At 63.0% G+C, this 21,382-nt stretch carries 22 protein-coding genes; 10 read left to right on the top strand and 12 right to left on the bottom strand.

What is annotated here, in order from left to right; genetic code table 11:
• Window positions 1-145: 145 nt before the first annotated feature.
• The 6 genes from LMT64_RS04305 to LMT64_RS04280 all read right to left on the bottom strand — a co-directional run bounded on the left by LMT64_RS04305 (window position 146) and on the right by LMT64_RS04280 (window position 4,209).
• Complete coding sequence (locus tag LMT64_RS04305) at window positions 146-946, bottom strand: hypothetical protein (protein WP_126351652.1); 801 nt, start codon at window positions 944-946, stop codon at window positions 146-148.
• 5 nt (window positions 947-951) lie between these two features.
• On the bottom strand, window positions 952-1,371 hold the full coding sequence (locus LMT64_RS04300; RefSeq protein WP_126351651.1) for a copper resistance CopC family protein: 420 nt from the start codon (window positions 1,369-1,371) through the stop codon (window positions 952-954).
• Window positions 1,371-1,805 (bottom strand): hypothetical protein, encoded by a 435-nt coding sequence (locus LMT64_RS04295; protein ID WP_126351650.1) that lies wholly within the window; start codon window positions 1,803-1,805, stop codon window positions 1,371-1,373. The genes LMT64_RS04300 and LMT64_RS04295 overlap by 1 nt, the downstream gene beginning before the upstream one ends.
• Window positions 1,802-2,794 carry a cytochrome-c peroxidase gene (locus LMT64_RS04290; RefSeq protein ID WP_126351649.1) on the bottom strand — a complete coding sequence of 331 codons (993 nt, stop codon included), beginning with the start codon at window positions 2,792-2,794 and terminating at the stop codon, window positions 1,802-1,804. The genes LMT64_RS04295 and LMT64_RS04290 overlap by 4 nt, the downstream gene beginning before the upstream one ends.
• A 70-nt stretch (window positions 2,795-2,864) precedes the next feature.
• Window positions 2,865-3,662: an MbnP family protein gene (locus tag LMT64_RS04285; RefSeq protein ID WP_126351648.1), complete on the bottom strand. Its 798-nt coding sequence runs from the start codon at window positions 3,660-3,662 to the stop codon at window positions 2,865-2,867.
• 91 nt (window positions 3,663-3,753) lie between these two features.
• Entirely contained in the window at window positions 3,754-4,209 is a 456-nt protein-coding gene (locus LMT64_RS04280; protein ID WP_229253382.1) for a DUF2946 family protein, read from the bottom strand.
• 206 nt (window positions 4,210-4,415) lie between these two features.
• Here LMT64_RS04280 and gap point away from each other — a divergent pair, with 206 nt between their 5' ends.
• From gap to LMT64_RS04245, 7 genes are all read left to right on the top strand, one after another.
• On the top strand, window positions 4,416-5,417 hold the full coding sequence (gene gap / locus LMT64_RS04275; RefSeq protein ID WP_126351646.1) for a type I glyceraldehyde-3-phosphate dehydrogenase: 1,002 nt from the start codon (window positions 4,416-4,418) through the stop codon (window positions 5,415-5,417).
• 124 nt (window positions 5,418-5,541) lie between these two features.
• The gene (locus tag LMT64_RS04270) at window positions 5,542-6,711 is read left to right on the top strand and encodes a phosphoglycerate kinase (protein WP_126351645.1); all 1,170 of its coding nucleotides are present in this window, start codon (window positions 5,542-5,544) and stop codon (window positions 6,709-6,711) included.
• 115 nt (window positions 6,712-6,826) lie between these two features.
• Window positions 6,827-7,072, top strand: coding sequence for a nuclear transport factor 2 family protein (locus LMT64_RS04265; RefSeq protein ID WP_229253381.1), 246 nt, complete (start codon window positions 6,827-6,829; stop codon window positions 7,070-7,072).
• Between the two features lie 131 nt (window positions 7,073-7,203).
• Window positions 7,204-7,932, top strand: coding sequence for a triose-phosphate isomerase (gene tpiA, locus LMT64_RS04260; protein WP_126351644.1), 729 nt, complete (start codon window positions 7,204-7,206; stop codon window positions 7,930-7,932).
• 218 nt (window positions 7,933-8,150) lie between these two features.
• On the top strand, window positions 8,151-8,714 hold the full coding sequence (locus LMT64_RS04255) for a hypothetical protein (RefSeq protein WP_126351643.1): 564 nt from the start codon (window positions 8,151-8,153) through the stop codon (window positions 8,712-8,714).
• A gap of 220 nt (window positions 8,715-8,934) precedes the next feature.
• Window positions 8,935-10,266, top strand: coding sequence for an asparagine--tRNA ligase (asnS, locus tag LMT64_RS04250; protein WP_126351642.1), 1,332 nt, complete (start codon window positions 8,935-8,937; stop codon window positions 10,264-10,266).
• A gap of 114 nt (window positions 10,267-10,380) precedes the next feature.
• Window positions 10,381-11,175: a Cof-type HAD-IIB family hydrolase gene (locus LMT64_RS04245; RefSeq protein WP_229253380.1), complete on the top strand. Its 795-nt coding sequence runs from the start codon at window positions 10,381-10,383 to the stop codon at window positions 11,173-11,175.
• Here LMT64_RS04245 and LMT64_RS04240 read toward each other — a convergent pair.
• The 3 genes from LMT64_RS04240 to recN form a co-directional block, all read right to left on the bottom strand.
• On the bottom strand, window positions 11,172-11,945 hold the full coding sequence (locus LMT64_RS04240; RefSeq protein WP_229253379.1) for a shikimate dehydrogenase: 774 nt from the start codon (window positions 11,943-11,945) through the stop codon (window positions 11,172-11,174). The genes LMT64_RS04245 and LMT64_RS04240 overlap by 4 nt on opposite strands.
• A gap of 84 nt (window positions 11,946-12,029) precedes the next feature.
• Window positions 12,030-13,118 (bottom strand): protease complex subunit PrcB family protein, encoded by a 1,089-nt coding sequence (locus LMT64_RS04235; protein WP_126351639.1) that lies wholly within the window; start codon window positions 13,116-13,118, stop codon window positions 12,030-12,032.
• A 93-nt stretch (window positions 13,119-13,211) separates the two neighbouring features.
• Entirely contained in the window at window positions 13,212-14,879 is a 1,668-nt protein-coding gene (gene recN / locus LMT64_RS04230; protein WP_126351638.1) for a DNA repair protein RecN, read from the bottom strand.
• Window positions 14,880-15,063: 184 nt separating this feature from the next.
• Here recN and LMT64_RS04225 point away from each other — a divergent pair, with 184 nt between their 5' ends.
• Together LMT64_RS04225 and pckA are read left to right on the top strand one after the other, a co-directional pair.
• Window positions 15,064-16,188 (top strand): hypothetical protein, encoded by a 1,125-nt coding sequence (locus LMT64_RS04225; RefSeq protein WP_126351637.1) that lies wholly within the window; start codon window positions 15,064-15,066, stop codon window positions 16,186-16,188.
• A 234-nt stretch (window positions 16,189-16,422) separates the two neighbouring features.
• Entirely contained in the window at window positions 16,423-18,003 is a 1,581-nt protein-coding gene (pckA, locus tag LMT64_RS04220; protein WP_126351636.1) for a phosphoenolpyruvate carboxykinase (ATP), read from the top strand.
• A gap of 104 nt (window positions 18,004-18,107) precedes the next feature.
• On the opposite strand, the gene miaB is transcribed toward pckA, so the two are convergent.
• Window positions 18,108-19,487, bottom strand: coding sequence for a tRNA (N6-isopentenyl adenosine(37)-C2)-methylthiotransferase MiaB (miaB, locus tag LMT64_RS04215; RefSeq protein ID WP_126351635.1), 1,380 nt, complete (start codon window positions 19,485-19,487; stop codon window positions 18,108-18,110).
• A gap of 162 nt (window positions 19,488-19,649) precedes the next feature.
• Window positions 19,650-20,171, bottom strand: a complete 522-nt coding sequence (locus LMT64_RS04210; RefSeq protein WP_126351634.1) for a hypothetical protein — start codon at window positions 20,169-20,171, stop codon at window positions 19,650-19,652.
• Between the two features lie 129 nt (window positions 20,172-20,300).
• Here LMT64_RS04210 and LMT64_RS04205 point away from each other — a divergent pair, with 129 nt between their 5' ends.
• Window positions 20,301-20,813: a hypothetical protein gene (locus tag LMT64_RS04205; protein ID WP_126351633.1), complete on the top strand. Its 513-nt coding sequence runs from the start codon at window positions 20,301-20,303 to the stop codon at window positions 20,811-20,813.
• A 54-nt stretch (window positions 20,814-20,867) separates the two neighbouring features.
• Here the strand turns inward: LMT64_RS04205 and LMT64_RS04200 are convergent, their stop codons facing one another.
• Window positions 20,868-21,365, bottom strand: coding sequence for a hypothetical protein (locus LMT64_RS04200; protein ID WP_126351632.1), 498 nt, complete (start codon window positions 21,363-21,365; stop codon window positions 20,868-20,870).
• Window positions 21,366-21,382: the final 17 nt, after the last annotated feature.

Raw genomic sequence — 21,382 nt, 5'->3', positions numbered from 1 at the left:
TCGGACCTCTATGGCCGGAAGAATTTCGGTAGCGGTGGTCGAGCAAAAAAGACGCGGAGGAGGGAGGAGAGGAGTCACGGCAAATTTGTGAAAAAAAGATTTTATTAAAAAGTTTGTTTTTAATTTCACAAGTACCTGACGACTGCTATGGCATCACATGTGCGCTCGGCACCGTGTTGCCCAGCCAGGCTGAGGCCAGCAGCACCAGCAGCAACGCCGCCAGTTCGGCGTGGAGGGCAGGCTTGGGGGATAAGGCGCGGCTGAGGCGCAGCCGTAACCAGCCCGCCGCTGCGACAGCGGAGGCAATCAACACCAGTTTCTGAGCCAGCGCCCAGCCGTAGGTGCTGACGCGCAAGGTGGACAGGCTGCCGCCCTGAACGGCAGCGGCGAACCAGCCCGTCAGCGCCAGCGCCAGCAAGCTGAGCAGCGCTGGGTTGGTCATGCGGTCCAACCCGGCCGGGGTTTGCGGACGCCCCAGCGCGAGCGCCAGCACTCCACCCACCCAGACACTCATGGCCGCCAGGTGAACCATCTGCGCGGTGATGGTCGGCCAGCCACCCATAGCAGCGTGCCCCTGAACCGCCGTGCCGTACAGCATCAGAGCGGCGCTGGGCAGAAGTGCCAGCCAGGGCCAACGAGATGCTTCGGCGGCCAGCAGCACCAAGCCGCCGATCAAGGCCAGCAGCCAGGCACGGCCTGAAGGCTCGTCCAGCAGGTAGGTCAGCAGTTCTGGGCCGCTCAGCACGCCGAACAGGGACAGGGTATAGGCCACTCCGCCCACCCCACAGAGCAGCAGCAACGCCAACCCCAGCCCCGGAACCCACAGTGGCAGTTGGTCCGGCCAAGTCCGCCGGGCAAATGTCACGCCCAGCAGCAGCACTAGAGCCAGGTTGAGACCAGCGGCCAGGGCCAGTTCCGGCCCCAGCATGCCAGGAACGTTGAACACGGTATTCACCGGACGTGAAAGACGGTCTGGCCTGTCACCGGATGGCCGTCGGCAGACATCAGACGCCACATCAGAACATATGCGCCGGGTTTGAGGCTGGACTTGAGTGGCACAGCGACCCCCTGACCGTGACCCAGGCGCGGACGGTAAGTGTCGGCCCGCTGCGCCTCGTCGCCGCGCAGGGCGATCACCCGGCGGGTGAGCGTGGCAGCGGCGCGTTGGCCGCTCTGTCCAGCCGGCAGAGGATACACCTTGAAAATGGAATAGCGCAGGTTGACGCTTTCGCTGAATCTCAGGGTGACTTCGCGGGGGGCATTGACCGTACTGCCTGCCGCCGGGGAGATGCTTGTCACGGCAGTGTGGGCGGTGGCAGCAGGCAGGGCCAGCCCGGTCAGAAGGGCCAGCAAGTGCAGGGAGCGGCGCATCAGCGAGTCTCCTTGGAGGCCGGCGCGGCCAAGAAATCCGCGTAGGCGTTCAGTGAATATTCGATGCGGAAAGTGTCGAAATCGCCCGCCTGAACCGGCTTTCCAGCCAGGACCAGCGTGTAGGGGCCCGGCTCATCTACCCGGACCCAGCCCTCAGCGGCCTGTGGTTCGTCAAACCCAGATTCCAGCTCCAGGATCTGCGGCATCACACGGGCGCTGGGCTGGCCGGGGTACAGCAGCAGCTGGCATTGGCAGCGGGCAGCGTCTATTTCTTCGCCTCTGACCAGCAGGCGAAAGCTCACCAGCGTGTCGTCACCCACGCGCAGCTGTTCATTGGCGTCGGTATGGAATTCGGCGCTCACGTTCCCATGGCTGGCGACCTCATGGGCCAGCGCTGGGCTGCCGAGAAGCAGGACAAAGAGGATTCGTTTCATTTTGTCTCCTTGTGGGCCGGGGGTGGTCCCCAGGCCGGGTTGGTGGAAATAGATTCATCAGTCAGGGCGTGCAGGAAGGCCAGCAGATCGGCCCGGTCGCGGTCACTCAGCCCCAGTGGGCGAATCAGTCCGTCCGCATTGGGGTTAGGCTGGCCGCCCCCGTCATAGTGGTCAATCACTTCTTCCAACGTGCCTATCTGTCCGGCGTGCATGTACGGCGCAGTCAGGCCGACGTTCCGCAGCGTGGGCGTGATGAACTTGCCCACGTCCTCCTCGGCATCGGTCAGCTGCGCCACGCCGATATCGGGGTTGAACAGCAAAAAGCCGTTGTTGTGCGCCCGATTGTCGCTGAAATTGCGCCCGGTGTGGCAGTGAAAACACTCGGCCTGGCCGTAAAACAGGTCCATGCCGCGCACCGCTGCGGCACCCATAGCATCCGCGTCTCCGGCGCTATAGCGGTCGAACGGCGCGTCATAACTCACAATGGTGCGCTCGAAAGCGGCCAGGGCCTGAGTGAGTCCGCTCAGGCTGGGAGCGGCCCCGAAAACCTCCCGAAAGCGCCCGGCGTAATAAGGACTGTCCTCTAGCGTCTGCACAGTTTCTTCGGGGCGGAAGTCGTGTTCGTTGGGGTCCGCCAGTGGCCCCAGGGCCTGCAGTTCCAGACTGGGACTGCCGCCGTGCCAGAACAGCCGCGTGCGGGCCGCAACATTGACCAGGCTGGGAGCGCTGCGCTGACCTGTGCGCCCAAACGCCCCCAGACTGGTGGCGCGGCCATCGGTAAAGGCTTTGTCCTGCTGGTGGCAGGTTGCACACGACACCTGACCGTCACTGCTCAGTATCGGCGCATAGAACAGCTCGCGGCCCAGTTCGGCGCGTTTGGCTTCGCCGGGATCAGCGGTCTGGGCCGAAACACCCAGGTTGCCCAGCGTGAGAAGCAGCGCTGCGGCGGTCACGCCGAACAGGCCAGCAGCCACGGGTTGAAGATGCATCGTTCACCTCCTTTGCGGTTGAGGTTATTTGGACTGGGGAAAGACAGCCCTTCCCCAGTCCGGGCCACGGTCAGTGCCGCATCATGGGCTGAGTGCTTGGGGTGGCCACTTGAGGCAGCGCGCTGGGGGCCGGCGCAGCGACCGCTTCAGGCGCAGGAGCGCGGCTGAAAGCTCCGGCGGCATTCGCGAAAAACTGATCGGCCACAGCTCCGAAATGGACCTGCTGGTACTGCGGCTTGCTGAAATCCCAAGCCTCTCCCCCGGTCCCGGCAGCGTACAGCTTTTGCAGATCCAGATTCAGCGGTACATTCAGGCCGTCCGTGCCCACCGTCAGCGCCGTGCCAGGCTTTTGCAGGTCAGCCAAGTTGACCGTCACGCGGTGATTGTCGCCGCCAATGTGATTGGCGACCTTGGTGCCGCCCACGTCACCATGCAGGCTGAAAAAGATATAGCCGCTGTTCCAGGCCCAGTACATGCCTTCTTCAATGCTCAGCGGCGCTTTGGCGGTGGTGGCGTCCAAGTGGTTCAGCTCACGCGGCACGCCCACGTCGAAGCGCAGGCCCCGGTACTCACCTTCGGGTGCGTCACCGCTAAAGATCTGGATGTTCTGGGGCGGCGTGCCTTTTTTCAGTTCAGCCAGGCTGAGACCTTCTACGGGCACTTCAGTGCCGTCGGCGCGCACCAGAGCCACGTTGGACACGTAGAAGCGCACATCCTGCACCTTCAGGTCTCGTCCGTTGATGGTCAGCGGTCGGTGGTAGAAGAACGGTTCTGCGCCGTCGGTCAGGCTGAGGGTCAGGGTCAGTGGGGCGGCGAGGCCAGCGCCCGAGAGGACCAGGGCAGACAGAGGGATCAAGTGTTTGAACATGGTGAAACTCCTTTTGAGAACAGAGGCGTGGAGTCATGCAGCCACAGCGCGGCCCTGGACCACTCCAGGCGCGGGGGCGGCTGCGCCGACTTCAGCTGTTCTCAGGCGGAGCGCGGGCGTCGGTCCAGCGGGGCCAGCTCTGGGCCGCCGTAGGCCGCAACCGGATGGCCGTGGGCAGGGAGTCGGGAGCCGGGGCCAGCAAATCCAGCGGCAGGTCTTCCGTGCCGAAGGCCTGGGTCACACAAAAGCCACAGTGGGCCTTGGGGTCATGGCTGGCGTGTTTGCCTGAGCCGGATACTGGAGCCTGGGTAGGTGCCGCGTGCCCAACGTGACCCGTATGGCCCGCGTGTTCAGACGCCGACTGTGCCTGCATGGCCGCGTAGAGCTGCGGGCTGAGACCGCCGCCATTTCGCATCTGAAATGCGGCCCCGCCCAGCAAGGCCAGCAGTGCGAGCAACCCACCCACTGCCGCCTGCCGCTGCCGCCTGAGCTGGCGCAGGGGCCCGCGTAAGCCGGACAGGAGCAAGGTGGTGAAATCAGGAGGCACGTTCATGCTCAGTTTAGGATTCGGCTGGCCGCTCAGGCGAGGGGCTTTGTCCCAGCCGCTTTCTTTGGGCTCTGGGGTGAGGATGTTACGGCCTGAGGGGCAAGGCCTCCGCCCCGAAATTGTCAGGTACACTCTGAAGCAAGAGGCGACATTCCCCCACAGACAAAGACATTTTCCCTGCGGGAAGCCCTCACGAGGAGGAAACTATGAAAGTAGGCATTAACGGATTTGGCCGCATTGGCCGCCTGGTGTTCCGCATTCTGGAAAGCCGCGGCATTGAAGTCGTCGGCATCAACGACCTGATGGACGAGCAGAGCATGGCCAACATGCTCAAGTACGACTCCACCGCGGGCCGCTTTAGCGGCACCGTCGAGTACGACGAGCAGAACCTGATCGTCAACGGCAAGAAGATCCGTTCCTTCGCTGAGCGCGACCCTGAGCAGATTCCCTGGGGTGAGCTGGGCGCCGACATCGTGGTGGAAAGTACCGGCATCTTCACCGACGGCACGGGCGACAAAGGAGCCGACAAGCACCTCAAGGCCGGGGCCAAGAAAGTCATCATCACCGCGCCCGCTAAAGGCGAAGACATTTCCATCGTGCTGGGCGTCAACGAAGAGGACTATGACTCCGCGCAGCACAACATCATCTCCAATGCCAGCTGCACCACCAACAGCCTGGCCGCGCCCATGAAGGTGCTGGATGAAGCCTTTGGCATCGAGAAGGCCATCATGACCACGGTGCACTCCTACACCAACGACCAGAACATTCTGGACGCGCCCCACAAAGACCCCCGCCGCGCCCGCGCCGGAGCGATCAATATCATCCCCACCAGCACCGGCGCCGCCAAGGCTGTGGCTCAGGTGTACCCTGCCGTCAAGGGCAAGTTTGACGGCACCTCGCTGCGCGTGCCCACCCCCACCGGCTCAATCAGCGACGTGAGTGTGATTCTGGGCCGTGACGTGACCGCCGAAGAAGTGAACGCCGTGTTCAAGAAGGCCGCTGAGGGCAGCCACCAGGGCATCATCGAGTACACCGAAGACCCCATCGTGCTGACCGACATCCAGGGCAACCCCCACAGCGCCATCATTGACGGTGGGCTGACCATGGCCATGGGCAACCTGGTCAAATTCTTCAGCTGGTACGACAACGAGTGGGGCTACTCCAACCGCATCGCCGATGTGGTGGAACTGGTCCAGAAGAAGGGCTAATGCCACGCCGCAGGCGGCGAGCGGAGCGAGTAAGCAGCGCGCCGTGCCGGGCCGCCCCGGTGCGGTGACGAAGGGAGGAGCCGCCAGATAGGCGCGCTCTTCCCTCTTATCTTGGGAGATACCGATGCAAACACTGGAAAATTTCGACGTTCAGGGCAAGAAAGTCCTGGTCCGCGTGGATTACAACGTGCCCCTGAAAGGCGGCGTGGTGCAGGACGATACCCGTATTACCGCCAGCCTGCCGACCCTGCAAAAACTGCTGGACGGTGGCGCCGCCCTGATTCTGACCAGTCACCTGGGCCGTCCAAAAGGAGGCTATGAGGAGCAGTTCTCACTGAAGGGCATTGCACCCGTGCTGGAAGGACACCTGGGCCGCCCGGTGCGTTTCGTGGAAGGGCTGCCGAGCAGTAACGAGGTCGCGCAGGCTGCTGCTGGGTTGAAGGCGGGCGACGTGCTGCTGCTGGACAACGTGCGCTTTGAGGAAGGCGAGGAGAAAAACGACCAGGCGCTGAACGGCAAGTTGGCTGCGCTGGCTGACGCTTTTGTGCTGGACGCCTTTGGTAGCGCGCACCGTGCCCACTCCAGCGTGAGCGGTGTCGCCGCGGGGCTGCCGCACGCCGCAGGTCTGCTGCTCCAACGTGAAGTAGACGCCCTGAACCGCTTGACCGAGAACCCCCAGAGCCCTTACGTGGTCATCATCGGCGGGGCCAAGGTCAGCGACAAGATCAAGGTGATCGAGAACCTGCTGCCCAAGGTAGATAAGATGCTGATCGGCGGCGGAATGATGTTTACCTTTATCAAGGCGCGGGGTGGGCAAATCGGGAAAAGCCTGGTGGAAGACGACCAGGTGGACTATGCCCGTGGACTGCTGGACCGGTACGGCGACAAACTGACGCTGCCCACCGACGCGGTGGCCGCTGACCAGTTTGCCGAGGACGCCCAGACCCAAGTGGTCCCCGCCGACCAGATTCCTGACGGCTGGATGGGCCTGGACATCGGCCCCGATACGCAGCAGGCTTATGCCGAGGCGCTGAAGGGTGCCAAAACCGTGTTCTGGAATGGCCCAATGGGTGTGTTCGAGATGAGTGCTTTCGCCGCTGGAACCAACGCGGTCGCTGCGGCGGTGGCCGGACTGGGCGAAGGCGCTTACACCGTGATCGGCGGCGGCGACTCGGTGAGCGCCATCAACAAGAGCGGTCAGGCCGACAAGGTCAGCCACATCAGCACCGGCGGCGGGGCCAGCCTGGAACTGCTCGAAGGCAAGGAATTGCCGGGCGTCAAGGCGATGGCATGAGCGGCGGCCCTCCAGGGTTGCCCGACCTGGTGTCGGTGTCGGACCTGGACGGCTGCCTCGTTCGCCTCTCGCAGAGCCTGGGCCCGCGCCCACATGAGACAGCACAGGAGGCAGGATGACCGAGCAAGAAGCCCGTGAACTGATCGAACGGCTGTTTGGCGTCATTGACGGCGCACGTTTTGACGAGCTGGGGCAGGTGTTTGCCCAGGAAGCTGTGTATGAGCGCCCCGGCTATGCACCGCTGCGTGGCCTGGAACGCATCGGGGAGTTTTACCGTCACGAGCGCATCATTGGCGCGGGGCAGCACCATGTCGCTGCCGTGACCTACTCTGCCGCAGGCGACGCGACGTGGTGGCGGTAGGTATCTTCCGGGGCGAGAGCCGTGACGGTCGGCCCCTAGAAGAACGCTTTGCTGACGTGTACCGCGTAGAGAACGGCAAAATTATCAGGCGCACGACTTTCTTTTTTCGTGCAGCCATCTGAGGAGATGACATGAACCTACTGGCCCTGAACTGGAAAATGAACAAGACCCCCACCGAAGCGCAGGAATGGGCGCAGGAACTCGGAGGTGGGCTGCAAGTGAGCAATGCCGAACTGGCGGTGCTGGCTCCGGCGCTGAACCTGCCGGTCCTGGCTACCGGGCTACCTGACGGAGTGGCGTTTGGCGCTCAGGACATCAGCGAACATGAAAGTGGAGCCTACACCGGCGAGATCAGCGGGGCAATGCTCAAAGATGTTGGGGCGACCTACGTCATCGTGGGTCACTCCGAGCGGCGCGAGTATCACGGCGAAACCGACGCCGACGTGGCCGCCAAGGCTGCTCAGGCGCAGGCCAGCGGACTGACTCCCATCGTGTGTGTGGGCGAAGGCCTGGACGTGCGCGAAGCGGGTGAGCACGTCGCCCACACCCTGGGGCAGCTGCGCGGCTCGCTGGAAAATGTCGGTGCAGATGTCGTGATCGCTTATGAACCCGTCTGGGCCATCGGCACCGGCAAAACTGCGACCGCCGACGACGCCGAGGAAATGGCCGCGGCGATTCGCGGCGCCCTGCGCGAGTACTACCCTGAGCAGGCCGAGGGCATCCGGGTGCTGTACGGCGGCAGCGTCAAGCCCGACAACATCGCTGAAATCTGCGGCAAACCCAACGTGAACGGCGCACTGGTGGGCGGCGCAAGCCTCAAGGTGGCCGACGTGCTGGCCATGAACGACGCGCTGAAGTAAGGCGGCCTGCCCCTACCCTACGGCCCTCTTCCCCTGCGGAGGGGGCTTTTCATTGCTGGCAAGCGCGGCGTGCACAGGCCAACACGGAAAATGCGCCGGTCTGGCTTCCTTTCTCACCTGAACGGAACATTCTGTCTCTATGCGACACCTTCTTTTGCTCAGCCTCCTCAGTCTCGTCGGCGCAGTCCAGGCCGGCGGCTCCTGCCACTGCTCTGCGCGTGACCACAGGCGATATCGTTGCGCCGGGCTTTTCGCTCCGGGCCTCGTTGAAAGCGCGGGGCTGTCACGGTGACGTCAGAGCCACGCCGCTGTCACTCACGGGTGAGCTGCTCTCGGTCAATGTGACGGGCACCCTCTGCGGCCGAGACTACACGTTCATGGAAGTCTTCTCGCTGGCTGGAAAAGCCGTACCGAAGCTCAGTGAACTGTTCGGTGAGCGCACAGTGGTCAGCACCCTGAAACGTGACCCCTATCTCAACGCGGTGTCCTCCCTGCGCGGCAGCACCGTCACTGAACTGGAGCAAAGCCTCACTGGGCAGCCCCCGCGCGGTGACTGCCCGCTGGCACCCTCTCCCCTGAGCGTCGCAGAGCGCAGCTACGCCATCTGGAACACAGCCGGGCAGCAGGTCAACGTCCGCCTCGCGCTGCCGGTCCGCTGCGGCGGCACCGAGGTCAACAATTACGTGTGGCTGGGCCTGATGCTGCCAGGGAGTGCCCTGAAAGAGCGGGTGGCCTTTGACTTTACGAATCGTCCCCGCACCGTGGCTCACATCCGCTGGTGAGGAGAACATGCCCGAGGCAAGATTCGGCACAGAGCGTCAACAGCTGGTACGTCCTGCCCTAACCTTTCCAAACACGGTCTTAGGCCGCTGACACCCCATCAGATGCGCCAGCGGCGAACCCATCACCGTTCCGTCTTCTGCCTTCCGCAACCGCACGCACGGGGCGGCCTGTGGTTGGTACTCGCGTTCGCTCGCGCAAGCAATTTCCTATACTGCGCAGATGCAGATTTCCGAACTTCCCCAGCATATCGGCGAAACGGTCACCTTGACCGCCTGGCTTCAGGACAAGAGTGGCAAAGGCAAAATTCAGTTTCTGAAGCTGCGTGACGGCTCAGGCTTCGTGCAGGGCACGGTCTTTAAGGGCGACGTCTCCGAAGAAGTATTCGAGGCCGCCAAGCGGCTGAGCCAGGAGCAGTCCCTGAGTGTCACCGGCGAGGTGCGGGCCGATGAGCGGGCGCCCAGCGGTGTGGAAATCAGTGTGCGTGACCTGAAAGCGCTCACCGAAGTGGTCGGCGATTATCCCATCACGCCCAAGGAACACGGCGTGGATTTCCTGCTGGATCACCGCCACCTGCACCTGCGCCACCGCCGTCCCTGGGCGATCATGCGGGTGCGTGACTGTGTGCAACGGGCCATCGTGGACTTTTACCACTCGGAGGGCTTTGTGCGGTTCGACGCACCCTTTTTCACTCCCAACGCCGCCGAAGGCACCACCGAGCTGTTCGAGATTGACATGTTCGGTGAGGAAAAGGCCTACCTGAGTCAGACCGGGCAGCTGCATGCCGAAGCGGGTGCGCTGGCGTTCGGCCGGGTGTATACCTTTGGCCCCACCTTCCGCGCCGAGAAGTCCAAGACCCGCCGTCACCTGCTGGAGTTCTGGATGGTGGAACCCGAGGTGGCCCCCAGCAACCACGAGCAGAACATGGCGCTGCAGGAGCGCTTTGTCAGCTTCCTGGTGCGCCGCGCCCTGGAAGAATGTGCCGCCGAGCTGGAGCTGCTGGGCCGCGACGTGAGCCGCTTGGCCGGAGCCGCCGAGGGCAATTACCCCCGCGTGACCTATACCGACGCGCTGGATATTATCCGCGGACACATCGAGGCGGGCGACCTTCCCGAAAATGTGCAGGCCGACGTGCAACCTGTCGAGTGGGGCGACGATTTCGGCGCCCCGCACGAAACCATCCTGGGCTATCACTTTGACCGCCCGGTGATTGTGGAGCGCTACCCGGCGTCTTTCAAGGCTTTTTACATGCAGCCGGACCCCGCAGACCCCCGCCTGGCCCTCTGCGACGACATGATCGCGCCCGACGGATACGGTGAGATTATCGGCGGCTCGGAGCGTATTCACGATTATGACTTGCTGCGCGAACGCATTGAGGGCGAGGGTCTGCCGCTGGAAGCTTTCGAATGGTATCTGGACCTGCGCCGCTACGGCAGCGTGCCACACGCGGGCTTTGGCATGGGCCTGGAGCGCGTGATCGCCTGGATTTGCGGCATTGACCATATCCGTGAGGCGATTCCGTTCCCGCGCATGCTGACGCGAATGGCGCCCTAAACTTGGCCGACTTGGTCCTCCTCTGAGGTATGGGGAGGGCTTCCTCTTTGTCGTTTTATTTTGTAATTCGCACACTAAATCTTTGGACTGGGCAGGGCGCCTAGACTGTTCCGGATGTTGCAGATGATCTGTATAGACGTGGACGGGACACTGGTCGGCAGTTCCAATGTGGTACGGAACGATGTGTGGGAAGCCCTGGACTACATTCGGGAAGCAGGGGTCAAGCTGGTGCTGTGTTCCGGGAGACCTGCCTTTGGGCAGGCCCGCAGTTATGCCGAGCGGATGCAGCCCGGCGGCTGGCACGTCTTTCAAAACGGCGCATCAGTGGTGCGGGTGGACACAGGTGAGAGCCTGAGTAGTGCCTTTCCAGCTGCAGCACTGAGTCGGTTGCTAGAAACGGCGACGCAGACTGGCAGGCTGCTGGAAATCTATTCGGACAGCCAGTACGCCTCTACCCTGCGCGATGAGGAGGCCAGAGAACATGCCGAGTTGCTGGGATTCCCCTTTCCACCGCTGTGGCCGAGTGAGCTGCATGACCCAGTCGTGCGTGCACAGTGGCTGGTCCGCCACGGGGAACTGGACACCGTGCGGGACTTGACCCCATCTGGGCTGGAACTGCACCCGGCGGGTAGCCCCCGGATGCGCGAGACACTTTTCGTCTCTATGACCGCGCCAGGAGTCAGTAAAGGCAGTGCCATCCGCAGCATCGCCCAGAAGTACGGCATAGGGCTGGACCGCTGCATGATGGTAGGTGATGGAGAAAACGACCTGCAGGCCATGGCCGTAGTCGGTCACACGGTAGCGATGGGCAATGCCGAAGTGGCGGTGCTGGCCGCTGCCCAGCACCGGGTAGGTCACGTGGACGAAGGCGGACTGATTGAGGCACTGGAGCTGGCCCGGCAGCTTTAGCGGGCCATTTGCATGGCCTGGGCCAGCTCACTCAGAGCGGCGGGACTGAGGCGTTGGCCGGTGACATGCAACAACTGCTGAGAAAGGCGCAAACCTGGAAGTTCATCCAGCTGAAGCTGTGTGGCTGACCCGGCAGGCACCCTCCCGGTCAGATCCAGCAACGTGTGATATGGCTGCAGGACACCGGGGGGAACGCTGCCCCCAGCCACCACGATCAGATCGGCCCGCTCGGCCAGGGTTTGCAGGGCGCTGTCCCGGCGGCTCAGGGCGTAGGTGGCTGTCCCGGCAGGCACTTCACGGCTAAGGCGCTCGGCGGCAGGCAAGTGGTCGGCCACGAATCCGACCTGTGAGAAACCCAGGCGGGTCAGCGGCAACACGGCAGCCAGATCGGGGCCATGCCCAATCATCAGGGCCGTCGCACCACGCGCAGAGTAGTGGGTGGCAGCAACCGCGTCACTCAGGGCTTCGGTCAGCGTATAGGTGCCCAATACCTGCCCCGCCAATGCACCCGTCGGGAGGGCAATGGCGTCTACCTTGCCAGCGCGGCGGGCCGCCTCATCCGACTCGGTGGCGGCAAAGGCAGCTTCCTCAAAGGTGCTGTGAACCAGCACTCCGCCGATCCCCAGGGTCTGACAGGCCAGCAGCGATCCCCCCAGGTTCCCTACCGGGAGCGACAAAGCCTGAAAACCCAGTCGTGAGAGCGCCTGTGCGGCAGCGGGCGGCGCACCCAGGAGGCCGATCACAGGAGGAAAAGAATCTGCACGGGACATGTTCCGATTGTAAAGGTCAGGCCGCGCAGGAGCCAAAAAAAGTGCCCCAGCCACCTGCAGACTGGGGCATGGAAGAAGGAGGTCTTAGCGGTCCACGCCGCCGATGCCCGCACTGCGGCCCAGACCCTGCACCTGCACATCCGTGAAAGAACCGCTCAGCTCTACGATGATCCAGGGGCTGGTCAGCGCCTGGGTGGTAAAGGAATCAGACCCAGGGGTTTCTTCGCGGACGTTCACCGTCACACGGCCTCCCGCCGCCGTCACCGAAGCCACATCTACCGAATACCCACCGGTATTGCGCGTACCCATAAAGATGCCGACCAAAGTCTTGCCCGTCATGGCAGGGGCAGAGGGACGGGAGGTCTGGTTACCGTAGGCAACGGCGTACAGAGCTTGGGCCTGAGCAGCGGTGGTAGCGACCTGTACTCCCGGCGCACTGGCCGTGGCATTGTTGCCCTGATCTACGATGCGGTAGCTGATATCACTCACGTTGCCTCCTGGCTCCGGGGTTGGGGTAGGAGCGGGAGTCGGCGTCGGCATGGGCATGGGGCTGGCGCTGCTGCGGCCCACACGGATCACGCTCAGGGCAGTCAGCCGGTGTTCCTGCGGGGCAGGTTCTACTTTCAGGCGGTCATCCGGCACGCTGCTGGGCGAGAGTACACCGACGGCCAGCGAGCCCTGACCAGACAGCGAACGCGTCAAGGTGGCGGCTTCTTCAGGGGTCAGTTCACCTGCCCCTTGCAGTCCAGCTACCGCCTGCGCCGAGATACCTGAACCCGCAGTGGCATTCAGCAGATACCAGTTGCGCCCATCGGTGTAGTAGAGCTCGCTGATCCCACCTGCACTGGCGACATCAAACAGGCCAGCGGCAGTGCGGATCACCTTGGGCTGGGCCACGGCACCACTCAGGGTGTTAGAGGAATAGGCGCTGCGGCCACCCACCAGCAAGGCGCTGCCAGAGTTGCTTCCCGCCGCCCGACTCAGAGCGAAGCGGTCTCCGCCTAAGCTGATTTCGGCCTGGCCCGTGCCGTCCAGATCACCGTAGACCCAGGCCAAGCGTTGCTGCACATCCCCATACAGCAGCGCTTCATGAACACTCAACCCCGTGGGTCCGGTCATGGCGCAACCACCCAACAAGGCCGCACCCAGCACCATCATCATTTTTTGACTCATACCCTCAGCATACGGACCAAAGGTGACGTATGCCTGAAAGCGGTCCTGGGGTGCTCTTTAGTTGAGGGGCGTGAATGAGTCACGTCCTCGCCCTTAGCCACGGGCAACGCGGCGCTTAGTTGACGCTTTTGCCACTCCAGCTCCCTGTTCCAAGAGCTCACGGGCGTGGTCCAGGGCAGCGCCGGAGGTCTGCCCGCCCAGCATGCGGGCCAGTTCTGCCTCGCGCTCGGCGGGGTCCAGGCGGCGGACCCGGCTGATGGTACGGCCCCCCAGGACTTCTTTCTCTACGCGGTAGTGGTGATCGGCACGGGCCGCGATCTGCGCCAAGTGCGTGACCACCATGACCTGCCGCCCTTTGCCTAGGGTCGCCAGTTGGTCGGCCACCGCCACTGCCGCTGCCCCACCGATACCGGCGTCCACCTCATCAAAAATAACCACCGGGGTGTCGGCACCAACCACGGTGCTGATGGCCAGCATCACCCGCGACAGCTCACCCCCTGACGCCACTTCGGCCAGCGGACCCATATTTTCGCCGGGGTTGGCGCTGAAAATCAGGGTCACGTCGCTCAGACCCCCAGACGTGGGCTGCGGCAACAGGGTCAGGCCGAATTCCAGGCGGGCATGAGGCATCCCCAGCTCACGGATCACGGCCAGCAGACTTTCGGCCAGCGGGTGGGCGGCCTGAGTACGGGCCTGGTCCAGTTCGGCCCCCACCGTCTGCAACTCGGCGTAGAGGCGGGCCACTTCACCTTCCAGCGATCCGGCATCGGCCTCGTCCCGACTCAGGCCTTCCAGTTCGGCTTCGGCCTGAGTGAGAAAGGTCAGGACATCGCTCAGCTCAGGGCCGTACTTGTTCCGCAGCTTGCCCAGTGCCGCGAGGCGTCCTTCTATCTGCGCGACTTCCTCAGGGTCAGGAGCGCTGGCCTCGGCAATGGTTCTCAGTTCGGGCACCAGGGCAGCCACACTTTCTAGGGCCGAGCGCAATTCTTCTAGCAGTTGGGCGGAAACCTCATCATGCCGTGCCCCAGCGGCCAGGGTCCGCGCCGCACTCTGAAGCAGCCCCTCAGCGCTGACCTCACCATCCGAGAGCAGTTCCAGGGTGCCCTCGGCAGCGCCGGCAATGGCTTCTTGGTGCGTCAGGCGCGAGAGTTGGGCCTGCAGGGGTTCTTCTTCGCCAATTGCTGGGGCCACTTCCCGGATTTCAGTGACCTGATACTGCAACAGGTCCAGGGTGCGCGCCCGCTCACGCTGACCGGCTTGCAAACGCTCCAGTCGAGCCGCCGCCGCTTGCCAGGCCGCATACGCTCCGGCATAGGCCTGGGCCTGCTCCCGGCAGCGCGAGTCCAGCAGGCGGCGCTGTGAGGCGTGGGTCAGCAGACTGACCGCTGAGTGCTGCCAGTGGATGGTCAGGCGCTCCGCTGTCCAGCCCGACAGCTCCCGCAGCGCGACCACTTCGCCGTCCAGGCGTGCCACCGAGCGGCCCTGACGGCTGACGCGCCGTGAGCTGATCGCTTCCTCCCCCTCCGCTTGCCAGAAACCTGTGACCAGCAGCTGGTCTTCGCCACGCCGAATCAGATCGGTCCGGGCCCGCTCGCCCAGCAGCAGGCCCAACGCGTCCACGATGATGCTTTTGCCAGCCCCCGTTTCGCCGGTAAACACGCTCAGGCCGCCGCCCAGGTCCAGCTCCAGCGTATCTATGGTGGCCAGCGCTTGCACTTCCAGGCGAGTCAGGGTGGGATGAGCGGCGGGGCGGCGATTCACCCGCGCAGTTTAGCGCAGTGGCCCCAGCGCACTGTTGGGAGATAGCGACAATCGGCAGTGCAACTTGCAGATCACCTTCGGCCCTGGCCCTCATCCGACCAGAAAACTTAGGCGGAGTTTAAGGTTTCCCAAGGCTGAGCGGCGCTTTGGTCTAGACTGCGGGGGTTAAAGGAGTGTAGTGAACATGACCAAAAAATCTGGGATCTCGGCATCCAATCTGATCTTGATGGGCGGCCTGGCCGCGCTGCTGCTGGACCGCAACCTGCGTGACCGTGTGGTAGGCGGCACCCGCTATGCCTATGACCACGGTCTGGAGCTGCTGGAAGAAGAAGTCGTGCCGGTACTGAGTGTCGCCGCCACCCGCGCCGAACATGGCGCCCGCCGCCTGGCCCGCGAGGGCCAACATGCCCTGCATGACTGGCAGGAGAATGACGGCCAGGACCTGATGCAGCGCGCCCAGGGCCTGCTGGAAACGGCCGGTGAGCGCGCTGCCCGTCTGGCCAAAGAGGCCCAGAAAGAGTGGGCCAGCCGCGCCGAACAAGCCGAAGACACTTTCCAGGATGTCCGTAAAGATGCCCGCCGCACCGCCATGCGCCTGGCCGATCAGGGTGAGGACCGCTACCGCTCGGTGGCCAAAGACGCTCGCCGGACGGTCCGCAGCCTTCGCAGCGACGCCGAAGAGACGCTGGATGACGCTCACGGCAGCTTCCTGGGTTTCCTGAGTCGCAGCGGCGATGAGCTGGAAGACCGCCGGAACCAGATGGAGCGTGACCTGAAGCGCGCCCGCCGTGACGTGGAGCGCGACCTGCGCCGCGGCCAGCGCCACTGGAACCCCCAGAAGCTGGAAAAAACCGTCGCCAAGCGATTGGCCCCCCTGCAGAAAGAAGCCGAGCGTGAATTTGCCCGCTTCGAGAAAGACGTGATGAAGCAAAAACGTCTGGCCGAGCGTCAGGCGCGTTCCGAAGGCGGTATGGGCGGCGGCGCAGCTCTGCTGTTGCTGCTGGGTGCCGGTGCCGTGGCCCTGGCCCGTATGCCGGAAGCCCGCACCGCTGTGCTACAAGGCGTGGAGAAAGTCTCTCCCGACGCCCGCCATCACCTGGAGCGCGTAGGTCGCTCGTTCAAGGCCAGCGTGGGCGAAGTCTGGATTGAAGGGCCGAAGAAGGACGAGAAGCCTTTTACCACGGCCAACAAGAGTGTGGACGCCACTGGCGACGCCTCCAAGGACAGCGGCAATCCCAAGACCGGCGCTGAAGCACCCGCAAGCATGAACGACAAAAAGCCTGAGTCAGGCAGCAACGATAAAGCCTGAGTCAGTCAACCTTACCCGCTAAGAACCTCGCCTCTCTGGCGGGGTTTTTCCCTATTCGTTGGACCCTGAACCAAAAAACGCGCAGTGGCAGAAAGTATTTGTCATCTGAATACAGTTGCGTCACAATAGGTTCATCCGTTCATCGGTCCAACTGCGGGGCTGCGCCCACACGGTCTGTCAGTCTGCCGTCTGTGGCCGGCCCACAATTCACCGACTGAACAACTGGAGGATGCTATGACTGCCGACACCCAAAGCCGTATCCAGAATCTGCTGCAAAGCGAGCAGGTTCACCTCAACCCTTCCGTGCCCGACCTGTACGGTCACGCCCTGCGTCTGGGTGAAGGCCAGATTGCCCAGGGTGGACCGCTGGCTGTCCGCACCAACAAGACCGGACGCAGCCCCAAGGACCGCTTTATCGTCGAGGACGACCTGACCCGCGACGCAGTGTGGTGGCAAGGCTTCAACGTACCCATCGGCGCGGACGTGTTTGACCGCCTGCTGGACAAGATGCTGGACTACGCACAGAACAAGGAACTGTTCGTGCAGGAACTGTTTGCCGGCACCGACCCCGAGCAGCGGATCAAGGTGCGGTTTATCCAGGAAATGGCCTACCACTCCCTCTTTGTGAACAACATGTTCGTGCGCCCCAGCGCCGAGGAACGTCAGGGCTTCGAGGCCGACTGGACGGTGCTGAACATCCCCAGCTTTACGGCAGACCCTGAAACCGACGGCACCCGCAGCGACACTTTTATCCTGGTGAACTTCTCCAAGCGCATGATTATCGCGGGCGGCACCCAGTACGCCGGCGAAAACAAGAAGGGCATCTTCGGGGTGCTGAACTTCCTGCTGCCTGAGCGCGGTGTCATGCCGATGCACTGTTCGGCCAACGTGGGCGAGGGCGGTGACGTAGCCCTGTTCTTCGGCCTAAGCGGCACGGGCAAGACCACCCTGAGCGCCGACCCCAGCCGCCGGCTGATCGGCGACGACGAGCACGGCTGGACCGACAGCGGTGTGTTTAACTTTGAGGGCGGCTGCTACGCCAAGGTGATCAACCTGAACGCCGAAGCTGAGCCGGCCATTTACCGCACCACCCACACCTTCGGTACGGTGTTGGAAAACGTAGTGCTGGACGGGAACAGCGTACCCGATCTGGACGACGGCAGCCTGACCGAGAACACCCGCAGTGCCTATCCGATTGAGCAGATCGATAACATTCAGCCCGGCTCGATTGCCGGACACCCCAAAAACATCGTGTTCCTGACGGCTGACGCGTTCGGGGTGTTGCCGCCCATCTCGCGGCTGACCCCCGAGCAGATGGAATACCAGTTCATCAGCGGCTTTACCGCCAAGATTCCCGGCACCGAGCAGGGCGTCACCGAGCCGGTGCCGACCTTCAGCACCTGCTTCGGGGCACCGTTTATGCCCCGTCACCCCGGCGAGTACGCGCAGCTGCTGTCCGAGAAGGTCAAACAGCACGGCGCGGCGGTATGGCTGGTCAACACCGGCTGGACCGGCGGTCAGTACGGCGAAGGCAAACGCATGAGCATCCGCCACACCCGCGCCATGATCAATGCTGCGCTGGAAGGCAAGCTGGATGATGTGGAATTCGTCACCGAGCCGTTCTTCGGGCTGAGCATTCCCAAGGAAGTGCCGGGCGTGCCCAGCGAAGTGCTGAACCCCCGCGACGCCTGGGCCGACAAGGACGCCTACGACGCCACCGCCAAGAAGCTGGCCGGCATGTTCCGCGAGAACTTCGGGCGCTTTGAAGCAGGTGTACGTCCTGAAGTGACGGCCTCCATGCCCAATCACGGCTGAGCCATAGGCTGAGCGCCAAACCCTAACAAAAAAGGCAAGCGACTGTAGATATGTCGCTTGCCTTTTTGCTTGTCTGCTTGCTGCCCAGAGCGGCACATCTACCGTCAAGCCATCTGCAAAGGGTTGCTGACTGCCGCCGCTTCGGGCCTGTGCTGGGGCAGTTCTTCCAGCGGGCGGCCCTGGGCGTCCACGACCCGGCCATACAACATGTGTGGGGTGGCTCGCTCGATGACCACGGGATAAACGCCCGCACCGTCTGCGCCCACGGCTTTGGGCACCACGGTCGGGTGCTGACCGCGCGTGTGGCCTTCCAGAAAGCCTTCGCTGTAGGCATCCCCGCGCACCAGCACTTCCTGGACAGTGCCCACTTTGCCTGCAAACTTGCGGGCGCTCCAGTCTTTTTGCTTGGCAATCAGGCGTTGCAGGCGCTCGGTCTTGACCTCGCGGGGCAGGTCGGTGAAGTGCTTGTAGCTGGGCGTACCGGGCCGCGCCGAGTAAATGAACATATAGGCGCTGTCGTAGCCCACCTCATCGTACAGGTCCAGGGTCTGCTGGAAGTCCTCTTCCGTTTCGCCGGGAAAGCCCACGATGATGTCGGTGTACAGCACGGCGTCAGGCATGTGCCTGCGAATCTGGGCAATGTGGGTGAGGTACTTCTCGCGGCCATACTCGCGGGCCATGCGGCGCAGCACCCGGTCCGAGCCGCTCTGCACCGGCAGGTGGATGAACTCGCACACGGCGGGCGTCTCGGCCATCGCCTGGGCCACGTCCTCGGTAAAGTTCATGGGGTGCGACGTGGTGAACTTGATTCGCTCAATACCGCTGGCGCCCACCAGCCGCAGCAGGTCGGCAAAGCTGGGATAACCGGCCAGTTTGGCCCCCTGGTCTACCCCATAGGCGTTCACGTTCTGACCCAGCAGGGTCACTTCACGTACGCCCGCAGCCAACTGCATATCCAGCTCGCGCAAGATGTCGTCCGGCGAGCGGCTGACCTGCGGGCCACGGGTGGTGGGCACGATGCAATAGGTACAGTGATGGTCACAGCCACGCATGATGGTCAGGTGCGCCTGCAACTTGCCCTGTGGCGGCGGCGGAATGTGCTCATGCAGTTCGTCGCGGAAGTTCAGCGCCCAGAAGCGCCCATTGCTTTCCAGCGCCTTCCCGATATCCAGCAGGCTACCGGGACCAATCAGCACATCCACCTCGAACTTGCGGGCGATCTGCTGGCCTTCTTCCAGCTGCGCGAGGCAGCCCATCATGCCCACCACCAGCGGGCGCTTTTGCTTTTCTTTGCGTAGCTCGCCCAGCACGCTGCGGACCTTGTCCACCGGCTTGCCGCGCACCGCGCAGGTGTTCAGCAGTACGAAATCTGCGCTGTCTATATCTTCGACCAGATCAGCGCCCAGGCTGACCAGTTGCGACTGAACCAGATGGGTGTCGTACTCGTTCATCTGGCAGCCGTATGTCACTACATGTGCTTTCATCGTTCCTCCTGGGGCTGACCGGAGGGATTCCAGGGCCCTCGGCTTGGGCGGGCGCAGGCTACGCGCCGCCGGCAAGGAAACATGTTAGCGCGTCCCACAGCGCAAGAGGGAGAAAGAGAGCCGTGTCCTGGGCAAAGCGGACTCGCCGCGCTGGCATCTATCCTATTGGCCCTGGAGCCAGGGCAGGCGGAGGGGTGGGGCCGCTTGAGCGGGAGCAGGTGCCGTCGTTGCAGGTCCTGCCGCGCTCACCTTGTTCAGCACCACGTCGAAGTTCAGCAGTTCCTGGCCCAGCAATACCGTGCGGACCTGCCCTTCCAGGCGCGGCGTACCGTCATTCAGAGACAAATTGGCTGTCAGATTGGCAGCGTGGCGGTTGCCGCGCTCGTACAGTCGGGCGCTGAGCGATCCCGCCTCCCCCACCGGAATGAATTCGCCGCTGAAGGTGTAGGACTTGTTGCTGCGGAGGTTGGTCAGCACGCCCGCTGCTGTCCGGTCCGCTTCAGACACACTCAGCACCAGCCGCGCCGCCGAGGTTCCAGTCACGCGCCCCTGCAACTGGCCCTCGTAGGTGCCGCTGTACTGCGCTTCGAGCGGCGTATATGGGCTGAGCGAACCACCGACCACCGTGCAGCCACTCATCAACAGTCCGGCAGCGGCCAGGGTCACGGGCAAGGCTTTCATCATGCTCCCACCTTAAACCCCGCTGGCTGACGGGAGATGAACCAACCGCAGCACCTCTCACATTTGAGAATTCCTCATAGACTTTAAATGCCTCATCACATTCAGGTCAGTTTCAGCGTTTATGCTGAAGGCATGAAAAAAATTGCATTGATGGCCCTGGGATTGACTGGCGTACTGGCAAGCTGTGGTGGCAGTGTTAGCACCGAGACTCCACCCCGCACCGATTTCCGTCTGTCGGAAAAGGTGACATATGACAACGGCAGCAAGTCCCTGAATGCTGGTACTTATCTGATTTGCGACAACTTGCGTACTGGTGTTGAGGTGACTGTGGATACGGCTCCCGGTGTTGATCGCTTTTTCATCTCTGCCAAAGGCCTCAAAGAAGGCGAAGTTAAGAACTTTGGCCCCTACAAAGCTGATGCAGATGGCAAAACCCGTGTTACTTTTGCCTTCGACCCAAGAATGGCACCTCTTGATCTGGAAGCCCAGGCTATCGTTGTAAATCCGAAACCCGTTAAGAATGTGAATGTCCTTGGCTTCACCAACATGGGTGTCCGCACCTTGAATGCCAACGGCTCTGTTATCAGTGAGCCCAACTACTCGCAGTTTGTCTTCCCAGTCGTTGACAGCTGCGCTGTCCTGTAAGTTACAAGTTTAAAAGCCCCCCGCCATTTCAGCGGGGGTTTTTGCTTTCTGTTCTTACGCGCCGAACATCCGCAGGGCGGGACGCCACCAGGGAATCAGCAGCAGCAGCGGAATCCAGGCCAGGACCGTCCACAGTAGGGCACTGCGCCAGAGTTGTTGCTCGTTGCTGTTAGGTGATACCACCTGGCCCCCTTGCACCGCCGTTTCGGCCAGGGGGACTGCGGCGCGTTTGGTGGTCGCATTCGCCATGGTGGCAAACACGGCAGTCAAAAGGCCCAGGCCCAGGTGTTCCCAGCCGAAGCTGGAGCGGGGAGCAGCAGGCTCCGAGAAGGGCGCTGCACCGCTCATGCCCATGATGGCGAACAGTGCCAGGCCCAGCAACAGTTGCAGGTGGACACTGCCCATAAAGGCTGTAAAGGGAGCGCGGGAGATTAGCGGGCCATGTGCCCGCACGCCCGTAAAAGCGTTCGCCAGGGCCCAGAGACCCGTCAGCAGAACCAGCCAGCGCACCCAGCTGTGCAGCGTCAACAGCAATTCATACATATCAGACATGCCTGTCAGCTTACTGG

The organism is Deinococcus radiophilus (genome assembly GCF_020889625.1).
In the GTDB taxonomy this organism is placed as follows: domain Bacteria; phylum Deinococcota; class Deinococci; order Deinococcales; family Deinococcaceae; genus Deinococcus; species Deinococcus radiophilus.
The sequence above is the reverse complement of the archived record's forward strand: the minus strand, read 5'-3'. Positions and strand labels throughout refer to the sequence as shown.